15 protein-coding genes are annotated in these 19,561 nt (G+C 54.3%); 10 read left to right on the top strand and 5 right to left on the bottom strand.

Annotated elements, in window-relative coordinates; translation table 11 throughout:
• Positions 1-631: 631 nt before the first annotated feature.
• The gene (locus ACR0MI_RS21785; protein ID WP_170617401.1) at positions 632-1,177 is read right to left on the bottom strand and encodes a hypothetical protein; all 546 of its coding nucleotides are present in this window, start codon (positions 1,175-1,177) and stop codon (positions 632-634) included.
• Between the two features lie 503 nt (positions 1,178-1,680).
• Between ACR0MI_RS21785 and ACR0MI_RS21780 the strand changes: the two genes are divergently transcribed.
• Positions 1,681-3,525 (top strand): TPR end-of-group domain-containing protein, encoded by a 1,845-nt coding sequence (locus ACR0MI_RS21780; RefSeq protein ID WP_170617403.1) that lies wholly within the window; start codon positions 1,681-1,683, stop codon positions 3,523-3,525.
• A gap of 342 nt (positions 3,526-3,867) precedes the next feature.
• Here the strand turns inward: ACR0MI_RS21780 and ACR0MI_RS21775 are convergent, their stop codons facing one another.
• The gene (locus ACR0MI_RS21775) at positions 3,868-5,160 is read right to left on the bottom strand and encodes a nucleotide disphospho-sugar-binding domain-containing protein (protein WP_480442337.1); all 1,293 of its coding nucleotides are present in this window, start codon (positions 5,158-5,160) and stop codon (positions 3,868-3,870) included.
• 4 nt (positions 5,161-5,164) lie between these two features.
• On the bottom strand, positions 5,165-6,268 hold the full coding sequence (locus ACR0MI_RS21770; protein ID WP_170817362.1) for an FCD domain-containing protein: 1,104 nt from the start codon (positions 6,266-6,268) through the stop codon (positions 5,165-5,167).
• Between ACR0MI_RS21770 and ACR0MI_RS21765 the strand changes: the two genes are divergently transcribed.
• The 9 genes from ACR0MI_RS21765 (at position 6,267) to ACR0MI_RS21725 (ending at position 15,609) form a co-directional block, all read left to right on the top strand.
• Positions 6,267-7,337 carry a polyamine ABC transporter substrate-binding protein gene (locus tag ACR0MI_RS21765; protein ID WP_170617407.1) on the top strand — a complete coding sequence of 357 codons (1,071 nt, stop codon included), beginning with the start codon at positions 6,267-6,269 and terminating at the stop codon, positions 7,335-7,337. The two genes, ACR0MI_RS21770 and ACR0MI_RS21765, sit on opposite strands and share 2 nt — an antisense overlap.
• Before the next feature lie 78 nt (positions 7,338-7,415).
• Entirely contained in the window at positions 7,416-8,270 is an 855-nt protein-coding gene (locus ACR0MI_RS21760) for an ABC transporter permease (protein WP_170617410.1), read from the top strand.
• A complete protein-coding gene (locus tag ACR0MI_RS21755; RefSeq protein WP_170617412.1) occupies positions 8,270-9,052 on the top strand; it encodes an ABC transporter permease in 783 nt (260 codons plus the stop codon). Before ACR0MI_RS21760 ends, ACR0MI_RS21755 begins: the two co-directional genes overlap by 1 nt.
• Before the next feature lie 44 nt (positions 9,053-9,096).
• The gene (locus ACR0MI_RS21750; RefSeq protein ID WP_480442334.1) at positions 9,097-10,110 is read left to right on the top strand and encodes an ABC transporter ATP-binding protein; all 1,014 of its coding nucleotides are present in this window, start codon (positions 9,097-9,099) and stop codon (positions 10,108-10,110) included.
• Between the two features lie 24 nt (positions 10,111-10,134).
• A complete protein-coding gene (locus tag ACR0MI_RS21745) occupies positions 10,135-11,421 on the top strand; it encodes a glycosyltransferase (RefSeq protein WP_170617416.1) in 1,287 nt (428 codons plus the stop codon).
• Positions 11,418-11,783, top strand: a complete 366-nt coding sequence (locus tag ACR0MI_RS21740) for a cupin domain-containing protein (protein WP_170617418.1) — start codon at positions 11,418-11,420, stop codon at positions 11,781-11,783. The genes ACR0MI_RS21745 and ACR0MI_RS21740 overlap by 4 nt, the downstream gene beginning before the upstream one ends.
• Positions 11,780-12,124 carry a cupin domain-containing protein gene (locus ACR0MI_RS21735; RefSeq protein ID WP_170525386.1) on the top strand — a complete coding sequence of 115 codons (345 nt, stop codon included), beginning with the start codon at positions 11,780-11,782 and terminating at the stop codon, positions 12,122-12,124. The genes ACR0MI_RS21740 and ACR0MI_RS21735 overlap by 4 nt, the downstream gene beginning before the upstream one ends.
• Positions 12,125-12,158: 34 nt before the next feature.
• Entirely contained in the window at positions 12,159-13,676 is a 1,518-nt protein-coding gene (locus ACR0MI_RS21730) for an aldehyde dehydrogenase family protein (RefSeq protein WP_170619811.1), read from the top strand.
• Positions 13,677-13,944: 268 nt separating this feature from the next.
• Positions 13,945-15,609: an alpha/beta hydrolase gene (locus tag ACR0MI_RS21725; protein ID WP_480442311.1), complete on the top strand. Its 1,665-nt coding sequence runs from the start codon at positions 13,945-13,947 to the stop codon at positions 15,607-15,609.
• Between the two features lie 372 nt (positions 15,610-15,981).
• Here the strand turns inward: ACR0MI_RS21725 and ACR0MI_RS21720 are convergent, their stop codons facing one another.
• Positions 15,982-17,202, bottom strand: a complete 1,221-nt coding sequence (locus tag ACR0MI_RS21720; RefSeq protein ID WP_170613815.1) for a permuted SH3 domain-containing protein — start codon at positions 17,200-17,202, stop codon at positions 15,982-15,984.
• 5 nt (positions 17,203-17,207) lie between these two features.
• Positions 17,208-19,538, bottom strand: coding sequence for an ABC transporter permease (locus ACR0MI_RS21715; protein ID WP_480855575.1), 2,331 nt, complete (start codon positions 19,536-19,538; stop codon positions 17,208-17,210).
• Positions 19,539-19,561 lie beyond the last annotated feature (23 nt).

The following is a 19,561-nucleotide window of genomic DNA, read 5'->3' as shown; positions in this document are numbered from 1 at the left end:
ATAGGCAACGCGGGGATTTAGTCTGCCCATAGGACTTGCCAAACTATCTCGAATGTGCGTCGAGCCGCAGGTAGCAAAAAAGGTGCCTTGACTACTAATTTTAGGCTCTGCTGACTAACCTCGTGACCAACCAATCGCACGGCACGGCCACATTTTCCAACGCGGGCCAGTAGGGTAGAGTATGGAAGCAAGCACCAAGAGAGTGAGAAACAAATTTAGCGCGCGCAAAAATACTTGATTTGGTGCATTTTGGATTCAAGTATTGGGGTGCGTAGCAAATCTTAATTACCTCTGTTGCTGCCGCATCCACCAGACGTGTCTGGTCGCCTCCCGGTGATGTAAGTGAGTGACGTCGCTGGGAGGCCATCTATTTCTTCTCAAAGCACTGGTCCAATCATAACAAACTCCGAACTCGTATCAAATTGTGAAATAAGCCAAGGAAAGTCCGCATGAAATGGCATCGGCGTTTTTGACATCGTGTTCAAGTTAGCAAGGGGACTGAGTGCTACGAAATTACAAAAGCATAGCGGTCGCTGACTTGGCTTGGGATGCGGGAAGCGATGGAACGAGCTTTTTATTGGTGGTGAAAGAGGAAACAAGAGTTCGCCTAGTGAGGTTTCGCTGCGGACGCCTATTCTTCGACAATTCCCACGGCGAGACCTTCCGTGAAGCTCAGAGCTACTTTGTCTCCCGGGCTAAGCTGCTCGACAAACTCGCGACCAACGTCTGTTTCAACCTCGATCATTTGTTCTGTACCACTGCTGTCCGTCACAGTGGCGATTGAGCTCGCGTTGTCGAAGGACACAAAAGTCAGAATCAAGGTGACCATTGTTCCGGCAGCCATGCCCGGTGTTGATCCCTCTGCAGCCTGGCCTTCCAATTCAACCAAACTGTCAACCTCGCCAGGGAAAGCAATGCTTGCAGCCATCCCCAGTGTGTACATCGCTTTGACTGTGTCACCCTCTTCAATTTGATCGAAGTTTTTGACTTCAGGTCCTGCAAGAATGGTCTCTTCTTCACCTGTCTCTGAGTTTTGCAGCACGATGAGCCGAGTGTCCGGATCAACTGACTTAACTGTCGCGTCGGCTTCGATGGTAACGCTGCGCTCAGCTGTTTGAGCAAAACTGAGTGCGGGCAAAATCAAGAAAAATGCAGACGTTAGAATTTTCGTTAGCATGTCTTCTCCTTATGAGATTCATGGTGGAAGTCTGTACACTAGCATGCAGTTCTTCAGGATGGCGAAACGTTGCCACACCACTTCGAATTTAAAAAGATGTTTGTCAGCCAGCTACACCAAAGACCGATGTTCTCGAACTTCAGATTTCCGCCAGACAGAGCATAGGAGATCTAGAGCGATTACGCGGACAATGCTTCAATGTAAGCTTTGTCCCGCATGTTGGTCGTTCATACCAAGTACAGAGAATTACCCCTCTGAGCCCAAGGCCGACAATCGAAACGGCAGGAATTACTCGCGTGCGGTTGTAGTGTACCCCATCTCTATGTCTGTGGAGAGGTTTCAAACCAGCGACGACGAGCAAGGTTAGCCTATATTGGACAAGCCACGGTCGATGGAACTGCCGTGTTTGAAACGCAATGTAGGATTAAACTGAACCAAATTTTGAGTGCCGTTCATCATCATATCGGTGATATGCTCGAGACAATCGGAGTTGACAAGTGCCAATGGAAAGACGCCTAGCCGCCATTCTTGCCGCAGACGTAGTCGGCTACAGCCGTTTGATGGGCGCAAACGAGGTTGCCACTTTGGCAGAGATGCAAGAAATTCTCGCCAACGTTTTCGATGAAGCAATCAACCAAGCTGGCGGACGCATCGTTAAGCTTATGGGGGATGGAGTTCTTGCGGAGTTTGCAAGCGTTGTTAGCGCTTTAGAATCCGCGCTTGTCATTCAAGATGCAATTGCCAAACGAAACGTCGGCGTTCCCAAAGATCGACAGATCCACTTTCGTATCGGCATTAACATGGGCGACGTGCTCTTTGAGGGCGGCGATATATTCGGCGAAGGTGTCAATATCGCGGCCCGCATTGAGGCGCTGGCTCAACCAGGTGGCATCGCTGTTTCGGGAGTGGTTCGCGATCAGGTCGGCAACAAGCTTGGCATCACTTTCGATGACGCAGGCGAACAACTGCTAAAAAACATCGATGGCGCCGTTCCAGTTTTTCACGTTCGATCTCAAACCGGCGATATGCAGCCTGCATTAGCAAACGCCTCCAGTCATCCCAGAATCGCGGTTCTTCCTTTTGAGAACATGAGTGGTGACCCTGAGCAGGAGTATTTTGCTGATGGTATCGCTGAAGACTTAATCACTGATCTTTCAAAGCTTTCAGGCCTCTTTGTGGTTGGTCGAAACTCAGCTTTTGCTTACAAAGGCCGACCAACTAAACTACAGGATGTCGCCCGAGACCTAGGCGTACGCAACATTCTTGAAGGCAGTGTTCGAAAATCGGGCAACCGCCTACGCATCACAGCGCAATTGATCGACGGTGTAACTGGCGGGCATCTCTGGGCAGAACGCTATGACCGGGATCTGTCTAACATCTTCGCACTTCAGGACGAAATAACCAATAAAATCATTGATCAGTTGCAGGTTAGGCTTTTTGACTCTGATATCGCCGAAAAGGCGCACACGGAAAGTGTAGACGCCTACACTCTTTACCTTAAGGGGCGACGCTACTTTCACATGCGTGCCAGAAACTATCTTGAAAAGGCGCGTACGCTTTTCCTTGAAGCAGTGCAGCAAGATCCTGACTACGCCCGCGCTTACGTGGGGTTGGCTGAATGCGAAGCAAGGCTTAACGATTGGCATGGCACAGATTTTCCGTCAGAAGACATTGTCAGCATGGCTCAACGTGCCATCAATCTCGATCCTAACTTAGCAGAAGCGCATGCCTCCCTTGGACTGGCATTGCAGATTGTCGGGAAGAATGAAGCCGCGGTTGTGGCTTATCGCAGGGCGCTGTCGCTTGATCCGCTTTGTTATGATGCGCATCATAACTTTGCTCGTTATCACCGGGGGCAACTGGATCATAAGCAAAGCGCCTATCATTTTACACGCGCTCTTGAAATCAAGCCGGACGATTATCGGTCGCCACTCCTACTTGTTGCCGACCTCGTCGAACTCGGACGTCTGGATGAACGTGACCTTTACCTTGAGATGGGCCTTAAGCGGGCTATACAGGCGGTAGAAAGCAATCCTGATAACCCTGATCCGCTCGAATTGTCGGCGTCCGTTTTGGCCAGCTTGGGAAGGTATGATGAGGCACGCGCGTGGTTGAGTCGAGCTCTTACCATGGAAACCCACAGCTATTCGACCGACGGTTATAACGTGGCCTGCGTTTATGCATTAATCGGTGAAACTGAAAAAGCCTTGGAGTGTCTTGAGAAGGTATATCCGAGCCTTGGCCCCGTTCAACGGGATTGGATGCGAAATGATCCAGACTTCCAGTCTCTTCGCAATCATCCCCGGTTCCAGTTCTTGTTAAACGCCGCACCAAAAACGGACGCTTAGGGGCACGTGACTGAAAAGGAAAAAGACCGGCGCAAACGCGCCGGCCAGTCCAATAGGGAGAATGCAGAGTTGACCTCTGCATTGTGCAGTCACCACATAGATTTGGCGTTAGTTGGACCTCTTTGTGGACTATTGTGCGGTTGTGGCTTCTTTACCGACACAGCAAGCTACTGAACTTCAGACGATGGTTGCTCCGTCCGCAACTCGGTCATTGATGCGCTGCGCAACGAACAACCGCTCCGAGTCCAAACCGATACTTTAGGTTCAGTGATTTAGAGGCCGTTGCGATGTACCCTTCCATCCGTCTTGACGAAGCGGATGACCAACGGGACTAAACTAGATTCAGTTATGTTCTACACAATCCAAGATTTTCTGAGCAGCTAACTGAACCGACTTTCTGAACTGCATGATCTCTGAGTTCTCGGTCAGTCGGGCCTTCATCTCTGTGTTCCCCAGTAGTTGGTTAATCGCATTCTCCAACTGATCCGGTGTCCAATCCCATCGGTTTAGCCTGAGACCGACACAGGTATCAACTGCCCGCTGGGCGTTGTCATGTCCGTCCCAGCAATAGGGGAGGATCAGCGACGGAACCCCGAAATACAGTGCTTCACAAAAGCTGTTGTTGCCGCCGTGGTGAATAAATAGATCGCATTGTTCAACCACGGAAGGCTGCGGGAACCATTCCTGCAGGTGAACATTGTCTGGCGCTCTGGAATAGGCATCAATCTGGGCGCCGACATTGATCAGAAAACGCATGTCCATTGTCTTGAATACGTCGAACAGGCTTTCAAAGAATGAGACATCCATGGCACCGAGGCTGCCAAAACTCACGTACACCAGAGGCCCTTCGTTACGGGGCATCTGAGGTACACGATAGGGACCTTCCTGGCGCACGCAGCCTTCGAGAAAGGTGAATTGTCTCGGGTCCGGCGCCTGCTCACGATCATGGCGAATGATAGACGGCGCCAAAAGAAGGTTTTGATGTGGTGATGTTTCCAGGAACTCACCTTCAGGCAATAGCTTAAGCCCGCGATCCTGGCGAAATTTGTTGTAGCGAGCATGAAGTGGGCCAAGGGTCTCCAGGTACTGGCCGCGGAATGTCGCGCACCCGGCAACGTCAGATGCCGGCAGGCCGGACAGGTACGGCGGTAGGCACTTGTCTGGCAACTCGGTTTCCGCGCAAGAAATGACCCTGACCCATGGGCACTTGGAGCGTACGATGGCAGGGAACATGATCACATTGTCGAGGACGACGACATCCGGGTTGATACGCTCTAGCGCCGATTCCAACCCCTGTTCGACCGCTTCCGCTGTCTCGACGATTGCGTTCCAAACCGGCTCTACATAGGTGGCCAGTTGGTCAGTTGGGTGCATGTTAAAATGCGGCAGATGATGGCTTAGGAATTCCTGCCAGTAGGTCTGGGTTTCTTCTTCTGTCAACTCTGACTGAACAGGGACAGCGAATTCGTCAAAACCGTAGTCTGCGAATACGCCACCAAAGCCGCCGTGGGTCAGGAAAACGGGGTGTGCACCCATAGCGCGAAGTTCCTGAGCGATCCCCACACAATTCAGTGCAGCCCCAAAACTAGCTTCGGGGAAAAACGCGATTACGGGTGCTTCCTTGCGGTTCATCATTCACTCACCGGATTGACCCGCGGGTTGCTTGGACTAGCGCCGGAGCACCACGATTAGCTACGCTGGGCCTTTGGTGCATTGAAAGCCGCAAATGCACCCTCATCTGATCCGCCGCAAGATCGAAATGACCCTGTTCGATGAAATCAAGTATACGCACGTGTTCATCGAGCGCCTGCCGCATCCGAAAGTCGATCATACCGAATGATCCGCCTGGCAGGTGGCGCAACCCATGATGGGCCATGAGAGCAGAAGCTAGATACTGGTTTCCGGACGATCGAGCGATGAGCTTGTGAAAGGCAAGATCCGCGTCTTGGAAATCCTGGCTATTGAAAGAGTTTTCCGACTGCGCCAGAAGCGCTTCGGTCTGGCTGCGGACCAGATCGGCGCGCTTGGTGTCCAACTTGAAACCGTCGGACAGAATGGCCTGCGGTTCCAGTATCAGACGAAATTCGTAGCTCTCTATTCGTCCGGAGCGGTCTCCCGGCATGCGCGTGAAAACCCAGGACTGACCTTCGGCTTTCTGAATCACACCTTGGGCCAGGAGGGCTTCGAGCCCACGCTGTGCAGCGCTGCGGGAAACCGAATATCTGCGGATCAGGTCTGTGACATTTATGGCACCGTCCAGGCGTCGGGCACCGCGATCTCGTAGGATGGCACCAGCGAGATCCACACCTGCTCCGATCGCATGTTGGTTGAGTATCGAATGCCCCTTTTCGGGTTCGCATTCTAGGACAAACCCGCCTTCTGCCGCTTTGCGTGCCATCCCCTCCTTTTCCAGCAGTCTCAATGCGGATCTAACCGGAGTGCGAGAGACACTGCACGAATCAGCAAGGGTTTTTTCCACCAGTCTGTCGCCCTGATGCAAATCGAGATCCATCGCAACATCCAGTATTTTTTGAGCAAGTTTCAAGTGTTTGCTTGGTGGCATAAGAAGACGGCTTTCGTCATACCTAATTAATATACAATAAAAACGGTATCTTAAATGGCTTGGCCGGGCCATACAAAAGTGATTCAAAAAATTGTTGAGTTTTATTTCATCAAAAAATACCGTGATTGCATCAAATATCTCGCCCCAGAAGCGAGCGCGGATGTCAAGGGAGGAAGACATGACCAACAAGTTCACCAATTCGTTCCGTTTGCCATTTGCTTGGCTCACCGCCGGGGCGGCCTGCGCACTCAGCGTTTTTGCCGGAGCGGCCCAAGCAGAAAAAATCGTGATCTCGAACTGGGACGGCTACATGCCGCCGGACCTGCTGGAGAATTTCACCAAGGAAACCGGTATCGAGGCCGAGCTCTCGGTGCATGGCACCAACGAAGAAATCATGGGCAAGGTCGTAGCCGGTGGAGGCAAGGGCTACGACGTTCTTTTCGTCTCGTCGCCTTTTGCCGAGGCGTTAAACAACCTGGGGCTGGTGGCTGCAATCGACCACGACAAGGTTCCGAATGCCTCCAACCTGTATGACGAAGCTAAAGAACTAGCCCATGATCCGGGCAACAACTATTCAATGCCATACGCTTGGGGCACGACGGGCTTATGCTACCGGTCAGACCTGATGGCAGAGCCAACTTCGTGGAACGATCTGCTCAAACCCTCTGACGACCTTAAAGGCAAAGTGACAATGCTCTCGACGGATCGCTGGCTGATGGGGGCTGCTGCGCTAGCTCTCGGAAAGTCGCTGAACGATACGTCGGATGAGACGTTGGCGGCTACAAAGGACCTGCTGGTTGCGGCGAAGCAGGATTTGCTGGCCTACGACGACGCAACTTTTTATCTGAAGTTGGTATCGGGCGAGGCAACGATGGTTCACGCCTGGGATGGCTGGTGTAACTACGGCATCGGTGAAAACGCGGACATCAAGTACACGATACCATCAGAAGGATCGGATCTGTGGGTAGATGCGCTAGTCATCACGGAGGCATCTGAAAACAAAGACGCGGCGCATGCCTTTTTGAACTATGTCTTGGGCGCGGACGTCGGTGTCTGGGTTGCCAGCAATATCCTTTACAAAACGCCGAACAAGGCTGCGATGGAGGCGCTGGACCCGTCCTTGATCGAAACCTTCCCGAACATGGGGATGTCGCCTGCAGACCTTACCAAGTACGAGCAGTTGCGCGATCTCGGCAATGGCCAGAAACCCTTTGCACGGACCGTGACCGAAATCATGGCCGCACAGTAAGTGATCAAATCCTGAGCAAAACCCGACCCGAACAAAGGGTCGGGCCGATACGACATCACTCCACAGATTGCCAAGTATATGCCCAATCGACTTAAATCGGTGATCTTGCTGGGGCCGGGCCTTGGCTGGCTTGCGCTTCTTATGGTGGTGCCGTGTGGTCTTATTTTTACCTATGCGTTCTTTGAACGCGGTATCTATGGCGGCATCGACCACGTCTTTACGATTGAAAATTTTGTGCGAGCCGCCGATCCTCTTTACCTCGGGATCTTCTTACGCTCGGCCAAGATTGCATTTCTGGCCACCATAATCGCGATCCTTATCGCCTATCCGGCTGCCTATGCCATCACGCTGGCGCCGCACCGTTGGCAGACCGGTTTGCTGATTTTGGTGATCCTGCCGTTCTGGTCCAACTACTTAATCCGCACTTACGCTTGGATCGTGATGCTGAACCGCGAGGGCTTAATCAATAATACTCTCCAGGGGGCAGGCTTGATCGATGAACCGCTGTCTCTGCTTTATAATAATTTCGCTGTGATCGTAGGGCTTGTCTACAACTACACCCCCTTTGTGGTTTTGGCGATCTATTCATCGCTGAACCGCATAAATGTCGAAACCATAGAAGCCTCGGAAGATCTTGGAGCGCCCGCTTGGGCTACTTTCTACCGGGTGATACTGCCACAGACCGTTCCCGGCATCGCGGCAGGTGGTGTCTTTGTTTTTGTGCTGTCGATCGGCAATTTCATAACGCCCGATTTGCTTGGTGGCGGGCGATTTCAGATGGTTGGAAACCTGATCTATGACCAGTTTCTGAGCGCCCGCGACTGGCCGTTCGGAGCAACGCTGTCGATGTTCCTGATTGCGATTATGATGGGGCTATTGTTCGCACAGGCGGTATTGGCCAATCGCGCAGCGGGACAGAGAGGGCAGGACTGATGCGGGGCCGATCTAACATGGGCCTAAAGCTGCACCTGGTTTTGTTTTACACCTTTCTCTATGTGCCGATCCTTGTGCTCATGGCGCTAAGCTTTAACCGGGCCGGACTTCCAACTATATGGACCGGGTTTTCGTTGGAATGGTACGGCAAGTTGTTTACCGCGGATCCAATACTGTCGGCAGCGCGCAACACGCTAATCGTGGCCTTAACCTCGACCGTTCTGGCGACAATAATCGGCACGCTTTTGGCGGTCGGTGTCGAGACACGGCGTAATTCTTCAGTTCTAGACGCGGTTCTGTTCGCACCGATGATCATCCCCGACATAGTTCTGGCCATCGCGCTCTTGTCCTTTTTCACCCTACTCAACATGACGCTGGGGCTTCATTCGATCATCCTCAGCCATGTCGTATTTAACATAGCCTTTGTTGTCGCCGTGGTGCGAACGCGGATGCGCAATTTCGACCATTCGATACTTGAGGCCAGTGCCGACCTTGGGGCCAGCGAATTCACCACCTTTCGTCGCATTCTGCTGCCCGCCATCGCGCCGGGGGTTATCGCCGGGGCGCTGTTGTCTTTTACCCTGTCTGTGGACGAATTCATTATTGCCTTCTTCACCGCAGGTGCTGGGCAATCCTCGACCACGTTGCCGATGCAGATTTACGCAATGATCCGATTTGGCGTTACGCCGGAAATCAACGCGATGGCTACCATCGTCATGTTCGTTTCGTTCACGCTGGTCTTCTTCGCGCAGCGTGCCGACAAAGAGGTTTTCAGCCGATGAGCCAAGGGATTCAACTCAGGAATATAACCAAGCGATACGGTTTGATGACTGCGATCGACAACGTTTCACTGAATATTCGCGATAACGAGTTCTTTGCACTTCTGGGCCCATCGGGCTGCGGCAAGACCACATTGTTGCGGACGCTGGCGGGGTTCGAAACACCACAGGAAGGACAGGTTATAGTTGCCGGGCAGGACGTGACAAACATACGCCCCAGCAGGCGGCCCCTGAACCTGATGTTCCAGTCATATGCCTTGTTTCCGCACATGAGCGTCGAAAAAAACATCGCCTATGGGTTAGAGATGGAGAGATTGCCCAAGGAAGAAATCGCCATGCGGGTGGCCGAGGTTCTGGAAAGCGCAAAGCTTTCAGGCTTTGCTGGACGCAAGCCGGATCAGCTTTCCGGTGGGCAGCGACAGCGGGTCGCTTTGGCGCGCGCGCTGGTCAAAAGGCCAAAGGTCCTGCTGTTAGATGAGCCCCTTTCGGCTCTGGACAAGAAGCTGCGAGAAGAGATGCAGTTGGAACTCAAACGGTTGCAGCACGAGGTGGGGATTACATTTCTGATTGTGACTCATGACCAGGAAGAGGCTCTAGTCATGGCCGACCGGATCGCGGTCTTGAATGATGGCAAGCTGGCGCAGGTCGGTACTCCTCACGAGCTCTACGAACACCCCGGATCGCGCTTTGTTGCAGATTTTATCGGCGTGATGAACTTTCTGGATGGTAACGCCGTCGACGGCGGTGTCGATGTCGACGGGGCGGGGGTGCTGAGGGGCGTTTCCGAGCTGCGCGGTGCTGCCACGATTGCTGTGCGCCCGGAACGGGTCAGCCTGATGCAGACCGCCCCTCAAGATGGGCGCAACTGCCTTCCCGGCACTGTCGAAGAAGTCGCCTATCACGGGTCAGACCTGGGTGTGCATGTGCGCGTTCGCGGCGGGAGGAGCACCCTTTCCGCCCGCGTTCCCGCCAGCCAAGCCGACCGTGAAAATATTCAGCCGGGTCAAGATGTCCACTGCGTATGGGATGCAAAACATTCCCGCATCCTTCCCAACTGCTAAGCCAAATCTAACCGGAGAACTACAATGTCACAGAAAACCATCGCCTTCTTCCCCGAAGCTGCCTTTGGCCCTGCGCTGAATTCGGTTGGTATCGCGCAGGCCTGCGAAAAATTGGGCCACAAGGCAGTATTTCTAAGCGATCCCGGCTTTGTTGAGGTATACGAAGGTTATGGGTTCGAGGCACATCCAGTAGCCCTGTCCGAGCCGATGGAACCAGAGGCGATGGCGAAGTTCTGGGAAGATTTCATCAACGGTCACATCCCAAATTTTCGCAAAAGCCCGATTGACCAGATCGATAACTACGTCAAGGATTGCTGGGAGGCGATCGTCGACAGCGCAAAATGGGCGCAAAAAGATCTGCCCGAGGTACTGGCAAAAATCAAACCAGATATGATCTGCGTGGATAATGTCATTATGTTCCCAGCCATTAAGCAGTTCGGCGTACCGTGGGTGCGGATCATCTCATGTTCCGAAAACGAAATCCCTGACCCGATTGTGCCGCCGCATTTATCAGGCTGCCGGGTGGATGACCGCGAGGGCATGGCGGCCTATGAGGCTAAATTCCACGAGGTGATCAAGCCGATCCACGACGACTACAATGCGTTCCTGGCCAGATGCAACGAAGAGGCCTATCCGATTGGAGAGTTTTTCGAAGCGTCTCCCACAATGAACCTTCTGCTTTATCCCGAGCCTGCAAAGTACGAACGACAGAACCCGCTGGACCCAAACCGGTTCCAGTATCTTGAAGGTTGCGTACGCGAAGAAGAACCGTTTGAGGTGCCAACGTTTAAGTCCAAAAATGACAAACCACTTCTCTATGTATCTTTCGGGTCGCTTGGCGCAGGCGATACCGACCTGCTAAAGAGGATCATTTCGACCATTTCCAGGTTGCCTTACCGGGCGCTCGTAAATGTCGGGGATTACATGGATGAATACACAGACATTCCCGACAACGTGCACATACAGAGCTGGTATCCTCAGCCTTCGGTAATTCCGCAGGTTGACGCGGTGATACATCATGGCGGTAACAACTCGTTCACCGAGTGCCTATATTTCGGCAAAGCAGCAATCATTATGCCCTATGTCTGGGACGGCCACGATAACGCCACCCGTGTTCAGGAAACCGGCCACGGGTTCGGGTTTCACCGATACGATTGGACCGATGATGAATTGGCTATTGCCCTCGAAAAATGTATCAACGATCCAAGAATGCAGGCGAAGATGGCGGCAACCTCTGTTCACATGCAGTCACGGCATGGCCCGACCAAGGCAGCCGGCATTCTCGACGACATCCTGAAAGCCGCTGAATGAGCAGTGCCCCGCATCTTTCCGAAATCTCGACCCGCACCGACCTCACGGACTGGGGGCCACAGCCGGATATGATCGAAGGCCAGTCTCATTCATCGGGTATGCTGGTTCACAAGGGTCCTGACAACCGGCCGGAGATCGGCGCATGGGTCTGTACTCCAGGCCGCTGGCGCCTAACAATCCCGCGTGACGAGTTCTGCTATTTTGTGCAGGGCCGCGCGGTCTATCGGTCGGATGCAGGCGAAAGCATCGAAGTTACGCCCGGAACGGCCGTACTATTCCCCGCCGGTTGGGTAGGGGAGTGCACGGTCGAGGAAACATTGCGCAACACCTACTACCTAACGGATCGCGAACCTGAGTCATGACCACGCCACGTATGCAAAACCCGCTCCAGCAGACTGATCTTGTCGATTGGGGGGTAATCCCGACGATGATTGAAGGGCAATCCCGCACCTCGGGAAAGCTGATCCACAAGGGGCCTGATGGCCAGTCCGAATGCGGCCTTTGGGTCTGCACTCCCGGTATGTGGGAATGTCACGTCACTAAGGACGAGTTCTGCCACTTTCTGGAAGGCCGCTGTACCTATGTCCATGAAAGCGGAGAGGTAATTGAGATTACTCCCGATACGGCGGCCTTTTTCCCGCAGGACTGGAAAGGCGTTTGTACTGTCCACGAGACGGTCAAGAAAGTGTACATGATCCGCTAACGGCGCAATGCCCGTCAAACAAGGGGGCTGCCCAATGCGCGACCCGTTCAAATCCACCTACTACCTCAACCCCAAGCATGTGCCATTGGAGGGTGGTGGGACCACTCTGGTCAACCCGTCTACCTTGCAGCCAGTCGGTGTTTTTGGTGAGCCGTCGCCGCAGATCGTGAACCAGGTTCTGGACCGGGTCAATGCGGCGCAAAAGAAGTGGTCTGCGATGGACTGCAAATCTCGCGCGCGGGTATTGCACCAGATCGCCAACGACATCGAAAGCGGCGACATGACTGAGATCGCCCGCTTGATGACATTGGAAACGGGCAAACCTTACCCTGAATCGATTGGCGAGATTGCGAACATCCCGCCGGTTTTCCGCTACTATGCCGAGATGGCGCGCGATGACGCGGGCAAGATCGCCGGCACGATGCAAACTGGATCATTTCAGTATCAGACATACGAGCCCTACGGCGTGTCCGTGCATGTGGTTCCGTACAATTTCCCCCTCATTCTTGGCTGCTGGTCGATGGCCGCATCACTTGCGGCAGGTAACGGTGTAGTGTTGAAAGCCTCACCCGCAGGAACTTTGTGCACGATGGCGTTCATGGAGTTTTTTCGGGCGTTGCCCCAAGACCTGATTGCTTGCCTGCCGGGTGGTGCAGACGTGGGCAAACAGCTGATTGCCAGCCCCAAAACCCATGTGGTCGCTTTTACAGGGTCCGTGCCGACAGGTCGTGCAGTCGCAGTGGCCGCAGCAGAGAACCTAAAACCCGCAGTGATCGAGGCTGGGGGAAGCGATCCACTGATCGTTAGTAAACACGCCGACATCGCGGTCGCTGCTGCGGGGGCGGTTACCGCTGCATTTTTGCAGTCGGGCCAGGTTTGCACATCGTCGGAACGGATTTTTGTAGTGGATGACGTGTACGACGATTTTGTCGATGAATTCGTGACCCGAACCCGGAAACTGCGCATCGGCGACGGAATGGGGGTGGCGGAAATCGGACCTTTGGCCTCCAAGGAGGCACGCGACAAGGTCGAGCGGCTGGTGCGTGATGCAACTGAGAAAGGCGCGGTGGTTGAGGTAGGAGGCGGTACCCCGGATCACGCCGGGCCGGGTTGGTTTTTCGAACCAACGATCCTGACCGGCGTGACGACGGACATGGCGTTAACTCAGGAAGAGGTTTTTGGGCCAGTCGCCTCGGTCATTCGGGTGAGCGACTTTGACCAAGCGCTTGAACTGGCAAACGCGTCACAATTCGGTCTTGGCGGATGCCTGTTTACCGGCGACTTGGATGAGGCATTTCAAGGGGTGAATAAGCTACAGGTGGGGATGGTCTGGGTCAACAACCCGCTCGTGGACAACGATGCCTTGCCTTTTGGCGGCGTCAAGAATTCTGGGCTTGGGCGCACGCTGGGCCTTCAAGGCCTCGAGGCTTTCAGACGGCCCAAGATGGTCGTGATTGATCCGAAGGCGAAGGAGGCGGACTGGTGGTATCCATATCCCGACGACTGGTTCTATTCAGATGACGTACAGGGCGGGAGAAAGCACAGCGGCTAGGATGGTCGGTGCGACCTGATCGACTCTACAACTGAAGATGAGCTAACGGCAGGATTGTCCGCAACGCGGTCATTGATTGGCTGCATAGCGAACGACCGCTCCGAGCCAAAGCGGACATGTCCGTTCCACATATTATGTGCGTCCTCAGGGAGAGGGACCGCAAAAGCTTCGGTGCTTGCGATACCCCGGAACTCACACAATAAACATGGCCCATCGCGCTGCGTTTCACTAAGCTGGCTGAGTTGTCCTGGATCGTGGAGGAACGATTGTGTGGTGGATAAGACCACTGATTGCCGGAGTATCCCTCCCGTGCCTGCTTTTAGGTCTTCTGTTCTTTGCAGCCTCGCTGACCCCCTCCCTCATTCCACGCGAGCCAATGGTTCAGGGATTATTAGGCGGGATCTTGGTGGCGCTTGGCTACCTACTGGGACGTGTGCTCGAATTGATTTGGCAGGCCGCCGATCTGCCTCGCATGCGCGGACGTCTAGCGCTTGTTGGCAACATTGTCTTTGCAGCTCTTGTTGCCGGATTTTCAATATGGACGCTGACTTTCAGCTTTGAATGGCAGAATGAGCTACGCGCAAAAATGGGGATGGAGCTTGCAGATGCAAAGCACCTGGCGCAGATCCTCTTGGCAGGGACCGGAACCTTTGCGCTTTTTTTTCTGATCGGCGCGTTCGTGGCGGCCCTGTTCCGATGGGTCAGGGACCGCTTCTATCGCTTCATGCCGCCGCGCCGGGCCAACGTTCTGGGCGTTGTGACGGTCGCCCTACTGCTCTTCGTCGTCACCCGCGACGGCATTTTCGACTGGTTGGTCACAGGCCTGGATGAAAGCTTCGAGGCCGCTCAGATGCTGTTTGATATCGCGCCTGACCTGCCCGAAAGACCGGATCAGGCTGGTTCCGAAGCGTCTCTGATTGACTGGGCGGCGATGGGTCAACCTGGTCGAGATTTCGTCCTGGATGGCCCGGACGCCGAAGCGATTTCCGCCTTCACAGGCAAACCCGCGCTGGACCCTATTCGGGTTTATGTCGGCCGGGCGAACGGCGAGTCACCGCAAGAGCGGGCCGAACTGGCACTTGCCGAGCTAAAACGGCTGAGGGCTTTTGATCGGGAAGTTCTGATCGTTACTAGCCCCACAGGAACCGGTTGGATGGACCCGGGTTCTCACGATCCGGTGGAATACATGCACAATGGCGATATCGCGACGGTTAGCGCCCAGTATTCCTACCTACAATCGCCTCTGGCACTGGTTCTAGAAACCCGGACCGGACTCGATCAGGCGACCGCGCTTCTCGACGTGGTGCACTCCTATTGGCGGACGCTGCCAAAGGATCGCCGCCCAAGATTTTACGTGCATGGTCTGAGCCTTGGTGCCTGGTCGTCGATGTACGCCACCAACCTCTTCCGCCTTGCCGACGACCCGATCGATGGAGCCTTCTGGGCCGGCCCGCCGTTTCCGTCACGGTTCTGGCAGCAAGCGCAAAACGCGCGCGATCCTGGCAGTCCATGGGTGCTCCCCATCATTGGGAACGGATCGTTCGTCCGATTTGCGTCTCACTTCTCGGATGCCTCTCAAGCCATCGCTGACTGGGGGGAGATGCGGATCGTATTCCTGCAGTATTCCAGCGATCCGATCGTTTTCTACGATCCGAGTTCCCTTTGGCGGGCACCGCCCTGGATGAACGAACCTCCAGCCGAAGATGTTTCAAAGCAACTCGTCTTCATCCCGGTAGTCACGCAGTTTCAGTTGGCCCTCGATATGGCGTTATCTTTTGGTACGCCACCAGGACATGGACACGCCTATTTTGCGCAGGATTACATCTCGCCCTGGGTCGAGGTCACGGCCCCTGCGGACTGGACTGCTACAGACACCAAACGGCTGAAAGCGCATTGCGATATCGGGTACCAGCTTGGATGCCGGAACCGGTGAACCAGTGTCGACGTTCCTTAATCTGTCTTGCGAGCTCGGCACACGCCGTCGATAGAAGTTGAGAGATTATTCCACATTCCTGAGAAGCGGCGTGCAAGGCGAACGACCGCTATGCGGACAAACCAACCGTTCGACAACAAACTCCCAATCTTTGGATTTGCGCGTCATTCATAGAGCGCTCAACACCTCCAGACCCCTTGTGGACAGGAGACAATCTGAGCCATTCACTGCTTACCACAAGAAACGCCCAACTCAAACTTTCTTCATGCCAAGGCAGTAGATTCCCAATAATGTTCAAAGACCTGTGAACCTCAATTTGGTGACATGATCATCGTCTTTACATAAGCTGAGTGGGTTGGGTTAGTGACATGTCTACCGTTTTGTGATCCGCGTTCCGTCAACCAATCCTGAAGATGGGTAGAGAACAATTAAATCATCCGCGTTCAAACCACTGGCGACGCTGGCGTGCACGCCATTGGTCGCGGCGACTTCGATTGGTTGTTCGAAGATTTTTCCATCCTCGACCAGAAACACAAACAAGCCTTGCTGCGCCCGGAACATTGCACTAGCAGGAATAATCAACGCTTCCGGATCTTCCTGAATGACGATCCGTACTTCTACCCGGTACCCGTGGCCCAATCGGCCGGTGGATACATCGGGTGTTTCCATTGAAATCACAACGTTTACGCGCTGTTCCTCGACCCCCAAGGCCGAGAACTTTGTAAATCCAAGCGGATCGATGCGCTCTACCGCTCCGTTAATCGGCTTCCCCCCGCCCCATTCGTCAATAATAACACGATCGCCCACGGACACCTGAACAGCGTCAGAAGACAAAAGTTCGGCAACAACCTCAAGGTCTCCGTCGATGTCGCCGATTTCCAGGATGGGAGCCCCCGCAGGCAGCGTAATTTCGTTTTGCTGTATCACTTGCAGAACCCGCCCAGTTGCAGGCGCCAGCAGCGGGATCACTTCGTCCGAGTGTGATGTAAGTGCCGATGCAATGCCACGGTCATCAAATCCGATCAGCTGAGCACGCGCATTCGCCAGTTCTGCGGTTCGAACCGAAATAGCAGCCTCGGCACTGTCGACTACGGCCTGGGCGACTCGGCCTTCGCGCTCGGCGCGGGCCAACGCCGCCTCACTGATGCGGCCGTTCTTCATTAGCGACTCCGCGCGTTCCAGATCTTCTTCCGCCAGCGCCAGATCTGCGACCGCTTTGTTTAGATCGGCGCGGGCCACGCGGAGAGCAGCTTCTGCAGCAGTGACCGCCGCGCGGGCCTGTTCGCGCGTCCGTACATCAAGCATGGAGGGATTGGTGGGCAACATGCGTGCGATGACCGTTTGATCCGCAACAACCGGATCACCCGGCTCCACACCAACGCGGAGCAGTCGTCCGGCAACTGGTGTCGCCACAACATATGAATCGTGCACACGCGTGCGCCCCTCTTCATCAACCGTGACGATTAGGTCCCCAACTTCAACCTGAGCCAGATCCACCGCCACCGCTCGAGGCCAGAACGCTACAAGCAACACGATCGCAATTATCACAATGGTGACAATCGAAAGCACCCACCGTGATTTTTTTTGCGCCATCAGGACTACTCCTTAATTTTCAACGCTTCGACCAGGTCAACCCGGTCCACATCTCGCTTTACAATCCAGCCAGAAACTATTGAAGCAGCCAGAACCACCAGCACCGCAGTGCCATACCCGCTGGGATTAAACACGCTTGGGACCTGATAAATGTCGGTGCTAAAACCTGCCGATATCGCAAACGACAAAAAGTAGCCCATGAGTGCTCCGAGAGGTAAAGCAACGAGTACGACAACCGCCAACTCCCCCAAAAGCACATAAGATGCTTCGCCCTTCGTGAACCCGATGACGCGCAGGCTTGCCAGATCACGCATGCTTTCAGAAAATGAAATGCGCGCGGTGTTATAGATGATCCCAAAGGTGATCACAGCCGCGATGAGCGCCATCAAATAACGGGTGGACCCTGCGCCTTCGTTCATGATCTTTTGCATCGCTTGCTCCGCATCACGCTTGACCGAGATCCCGGCCACCCGCGGCAGTTCTGCAAAGTAAAGCTGCAAGGCCTCAAGCCGATCGGATTCCGCCGACAGGTAGACTGCCGAGACACGCCCCGGTTCTTTGAGTATGCGGTTAAGCCCGTCGAGGGACATATACGCAGGAGATCCAAGCAAAGTTTCCGCCACACCTGTAACTTGTACAGTCAATTTCGGACGCCGCCCCTCCAGCACGTCAATTTCAATGGTATTTCCGATTTCCGCACTCAAAACTTTTGCCAAAGCAGTCGAAAGCACAATGCCATTCGTGTGAAGTTCTACCGGTTCCAAGTCTGACTTCAAAGCGCGGTTCAGACGCGCGTCTTGTTGCAGCCCGTTTACCGCACCACGATACTGGCGCAGTCCATGCCGAAACAACACAGGCACCACACGAACGGGCTCAACGGTATGAACGCCGTCGAGCGATGCAAGCTCATACTGAACCGTATCGGACAGCGGATGTGTAAAACTGACCATGGCATCACTGCGGTCAATGACGGAAAACGTCATATCAATGGTCTTGTCGAAGCCGGCCAGAATGCTAACCATACCAACAGTCAGTGCCATCCCGCAGGCAATCCCGACAATCGCGCCGAGGATACGGCCGGGTTGCCTCACAATGCGACGCATCACCATTCGGGTTGGCTGGTCCAAAAGCCTTTTTATGCGCGGACCGAAGGCCCCAGTCCTGCTATAATCTACCGGCGCGGGAGGTCGCATAGCGATCGCGGGTGTCAGACTGAATACCGATCTCAGAACGAGAATTGCGCCTGCGGATGCCGCCAAGACACTGACTGAGACTCCAAGAGCAAAGGCACCTGCACTGATCTGGAAAACGAGGAACGGAAACTTGTAGTACGTCTGGTAAACACCCGACAAGAGGCGCCCCAACAGAATCCCAAGCGCCCCGCCGAAAACGGCACCGCACAATGCGATCACCAAAACAAGCTTGAAATAGTGAACACCTATTTCAAGGCTGGTGTACCCGAAGGCTTTTAGTATTCCTATTTGTTCTCGTTCGGATTGGATCATTCGGGCAATCACGATATTGAGCAGGAACGCCGCGATAGCCAGAAAGATCGGCGGCACCACCCCTACTGTTGCGCGAAGACCAGCGATTTCTTCTGTCACGAACCTGTTGGACGCTTGATCTTCCAAACCGTAAGCGCCCAAACCTCCATATTTGTCGAGTAGGCGGTTTGCCCCGGCGATCACCTCCTGCGTATTGGCATTTCTTGAGAGCAAGAGCAGCGCTTCGTTGAAAGCCCCCTTCATGTCGAAGGCTGCTGCCATGGCATCCTCCAACATCCACAAAACGGCAAAGCGTGTGTCGTCCGGCACAATTTCTCCCGGAGCAGCGATGTAGATGAACTCCGGGCTTTGCGCCAATCCGACAACAACAAAGGTTCTTCGAGCGCCGTTCATCGTCGCAGACAGACTATCACCAGGTGCCAGACCAACGGCGTCGGCAAAGCTCTGCAATAGCAAGACTTCGTCATTGCGCCCGACACGGGGCGCGCGACCGCTTGTAAGCATGTAGTTGTTGATGAGCGGACGAGCATCCCGCGGTATTGAAAGTGCCGTGGCGCGCACGGGTCTGCCAGCCTCTTCCAGCGTAATCAGAGCCCCGCCAGTCACCCGCCCTTCAACCGCCGTAACGCCGGGCAGATTGGCCAAATGCTGAAGCACCGTTTGCGGCGCGCGCGCGGCTGGAGCAAAGACATCCGCAAGGCGGTAGCGTTCGTAATACGTACTGCGTGTCTCGGAAAGCGTACCAACCAAACCGGTCATCATCACGAGGGTCATTACACCCAATGCGATAACACTGGCTATCGCGACGGCTTGCCCTTTCAAGCGGCGCAAAGTCCGAACTATTTTCTTGTCAA

Source organism: Ruegeria sp. D4, assembly GCF_056534475.1.
This window is presented reverse-complemented; position numbering and strand designations above follow the sequence as displayed.

Excerpts from the sequence above, each read along its gene's own strand:
- ACR0MI_RS21785 (WP_170617401.1), bottom strand. The coding sequence starts at position 1,177 with ATGCTAACGAAAATTCTAACGTCTGCATTTTTCTTGATTTTGCCCGCA.
- ACR0MI_RS21780 (WP_170617403.1), top strand. The coding sequence starts at position 1,681 with ATGGAAAGACGCCTAGCCGCCATTCTTGCCGCAGACGTAGTCGGCTAC.
- ACR0MI_RS21775 (WP_480442337.1), bottom strand. The coding sequence starts at position 5,160 with ATGATGAACCGCAAGGAAGCACCCGTAATCGCGTTTTTCCCCGAAGCT.
- ACR0MI_RS21765 (WP_170617407.1), top strand. The coding sequence starts at position 6,267 with ATGACCAACAAGTTCACCAATTCGTTCCGTTTGCCATTTGCTTGGCTC.
- ACR0MI_RS21770 (WP_170817362.1), bottom strand. The coding sequence starts at position 6,268 with ATGTCTTCCTCCCTTGACATCCGCGCTCGCTTCTGGGGCGAGATATTT.
- ACR0MI_RS21760 (WP_170617410.1), top strand. The coding sequence starts at position 7,416 with ATGCCCAATCGACTTAAATCGGTGATCTTGCTGGGGCCGGGCCTTGGC.
- ACR0MI_RS21755 (WP_170617412.1), top strand. The coding sequence starts at position 8,270 with ATGCGGGGCCGATCTAACATGGGCCTAAAGCTGCACCTGGTTTTGTTT.
- ACR0MI_RS21750 (WP_480442334.1), top strand. The coding sequence starts at position 9,097 with ATGACTGCGATCGACAACGTTTCACTGAATATTCGCGATAACGAGTTC.
- ACR0MI_RS21745 (WP_170617416.1), top strand. The coding sequence starts at position 10,135 with ATGTCACAGAAAACCATCGCCTTCTTCCCCGAAGCTGCCTTTGGCCCT.
- ACR0MI_RS21740 (WP_170617418.1), top strand. The coding sequence starts at position 11,418 with ATGAGCAGTGCCCCGCATCTTTCCGAAATCTCGACCCGCACCGACCTC.
- ACR0MI_RS21735 (WP_170525386.1), top strand. The coding sequence starts at position 11,780 with ATGACCACGCCACGTATGCAAAACCCGCTCCAGCAGACTGATCTTGTC.
- ACR0MI_RS21730 (WP_170619811.1), top strand. The coding sequence starts at position 12,159 with ATGCGCGACCCGTTCAAATCCACCTACTACCTCAACCCCAAGCATGTG.
- ACR0MI_RS21720 (WP_170613815.1), bottom strand. The coding sequence starts at position 17,202 with ATGGCGCAAAAAAAATCACGGTGGGTGCTTTCGATTGTCACCATTGTG.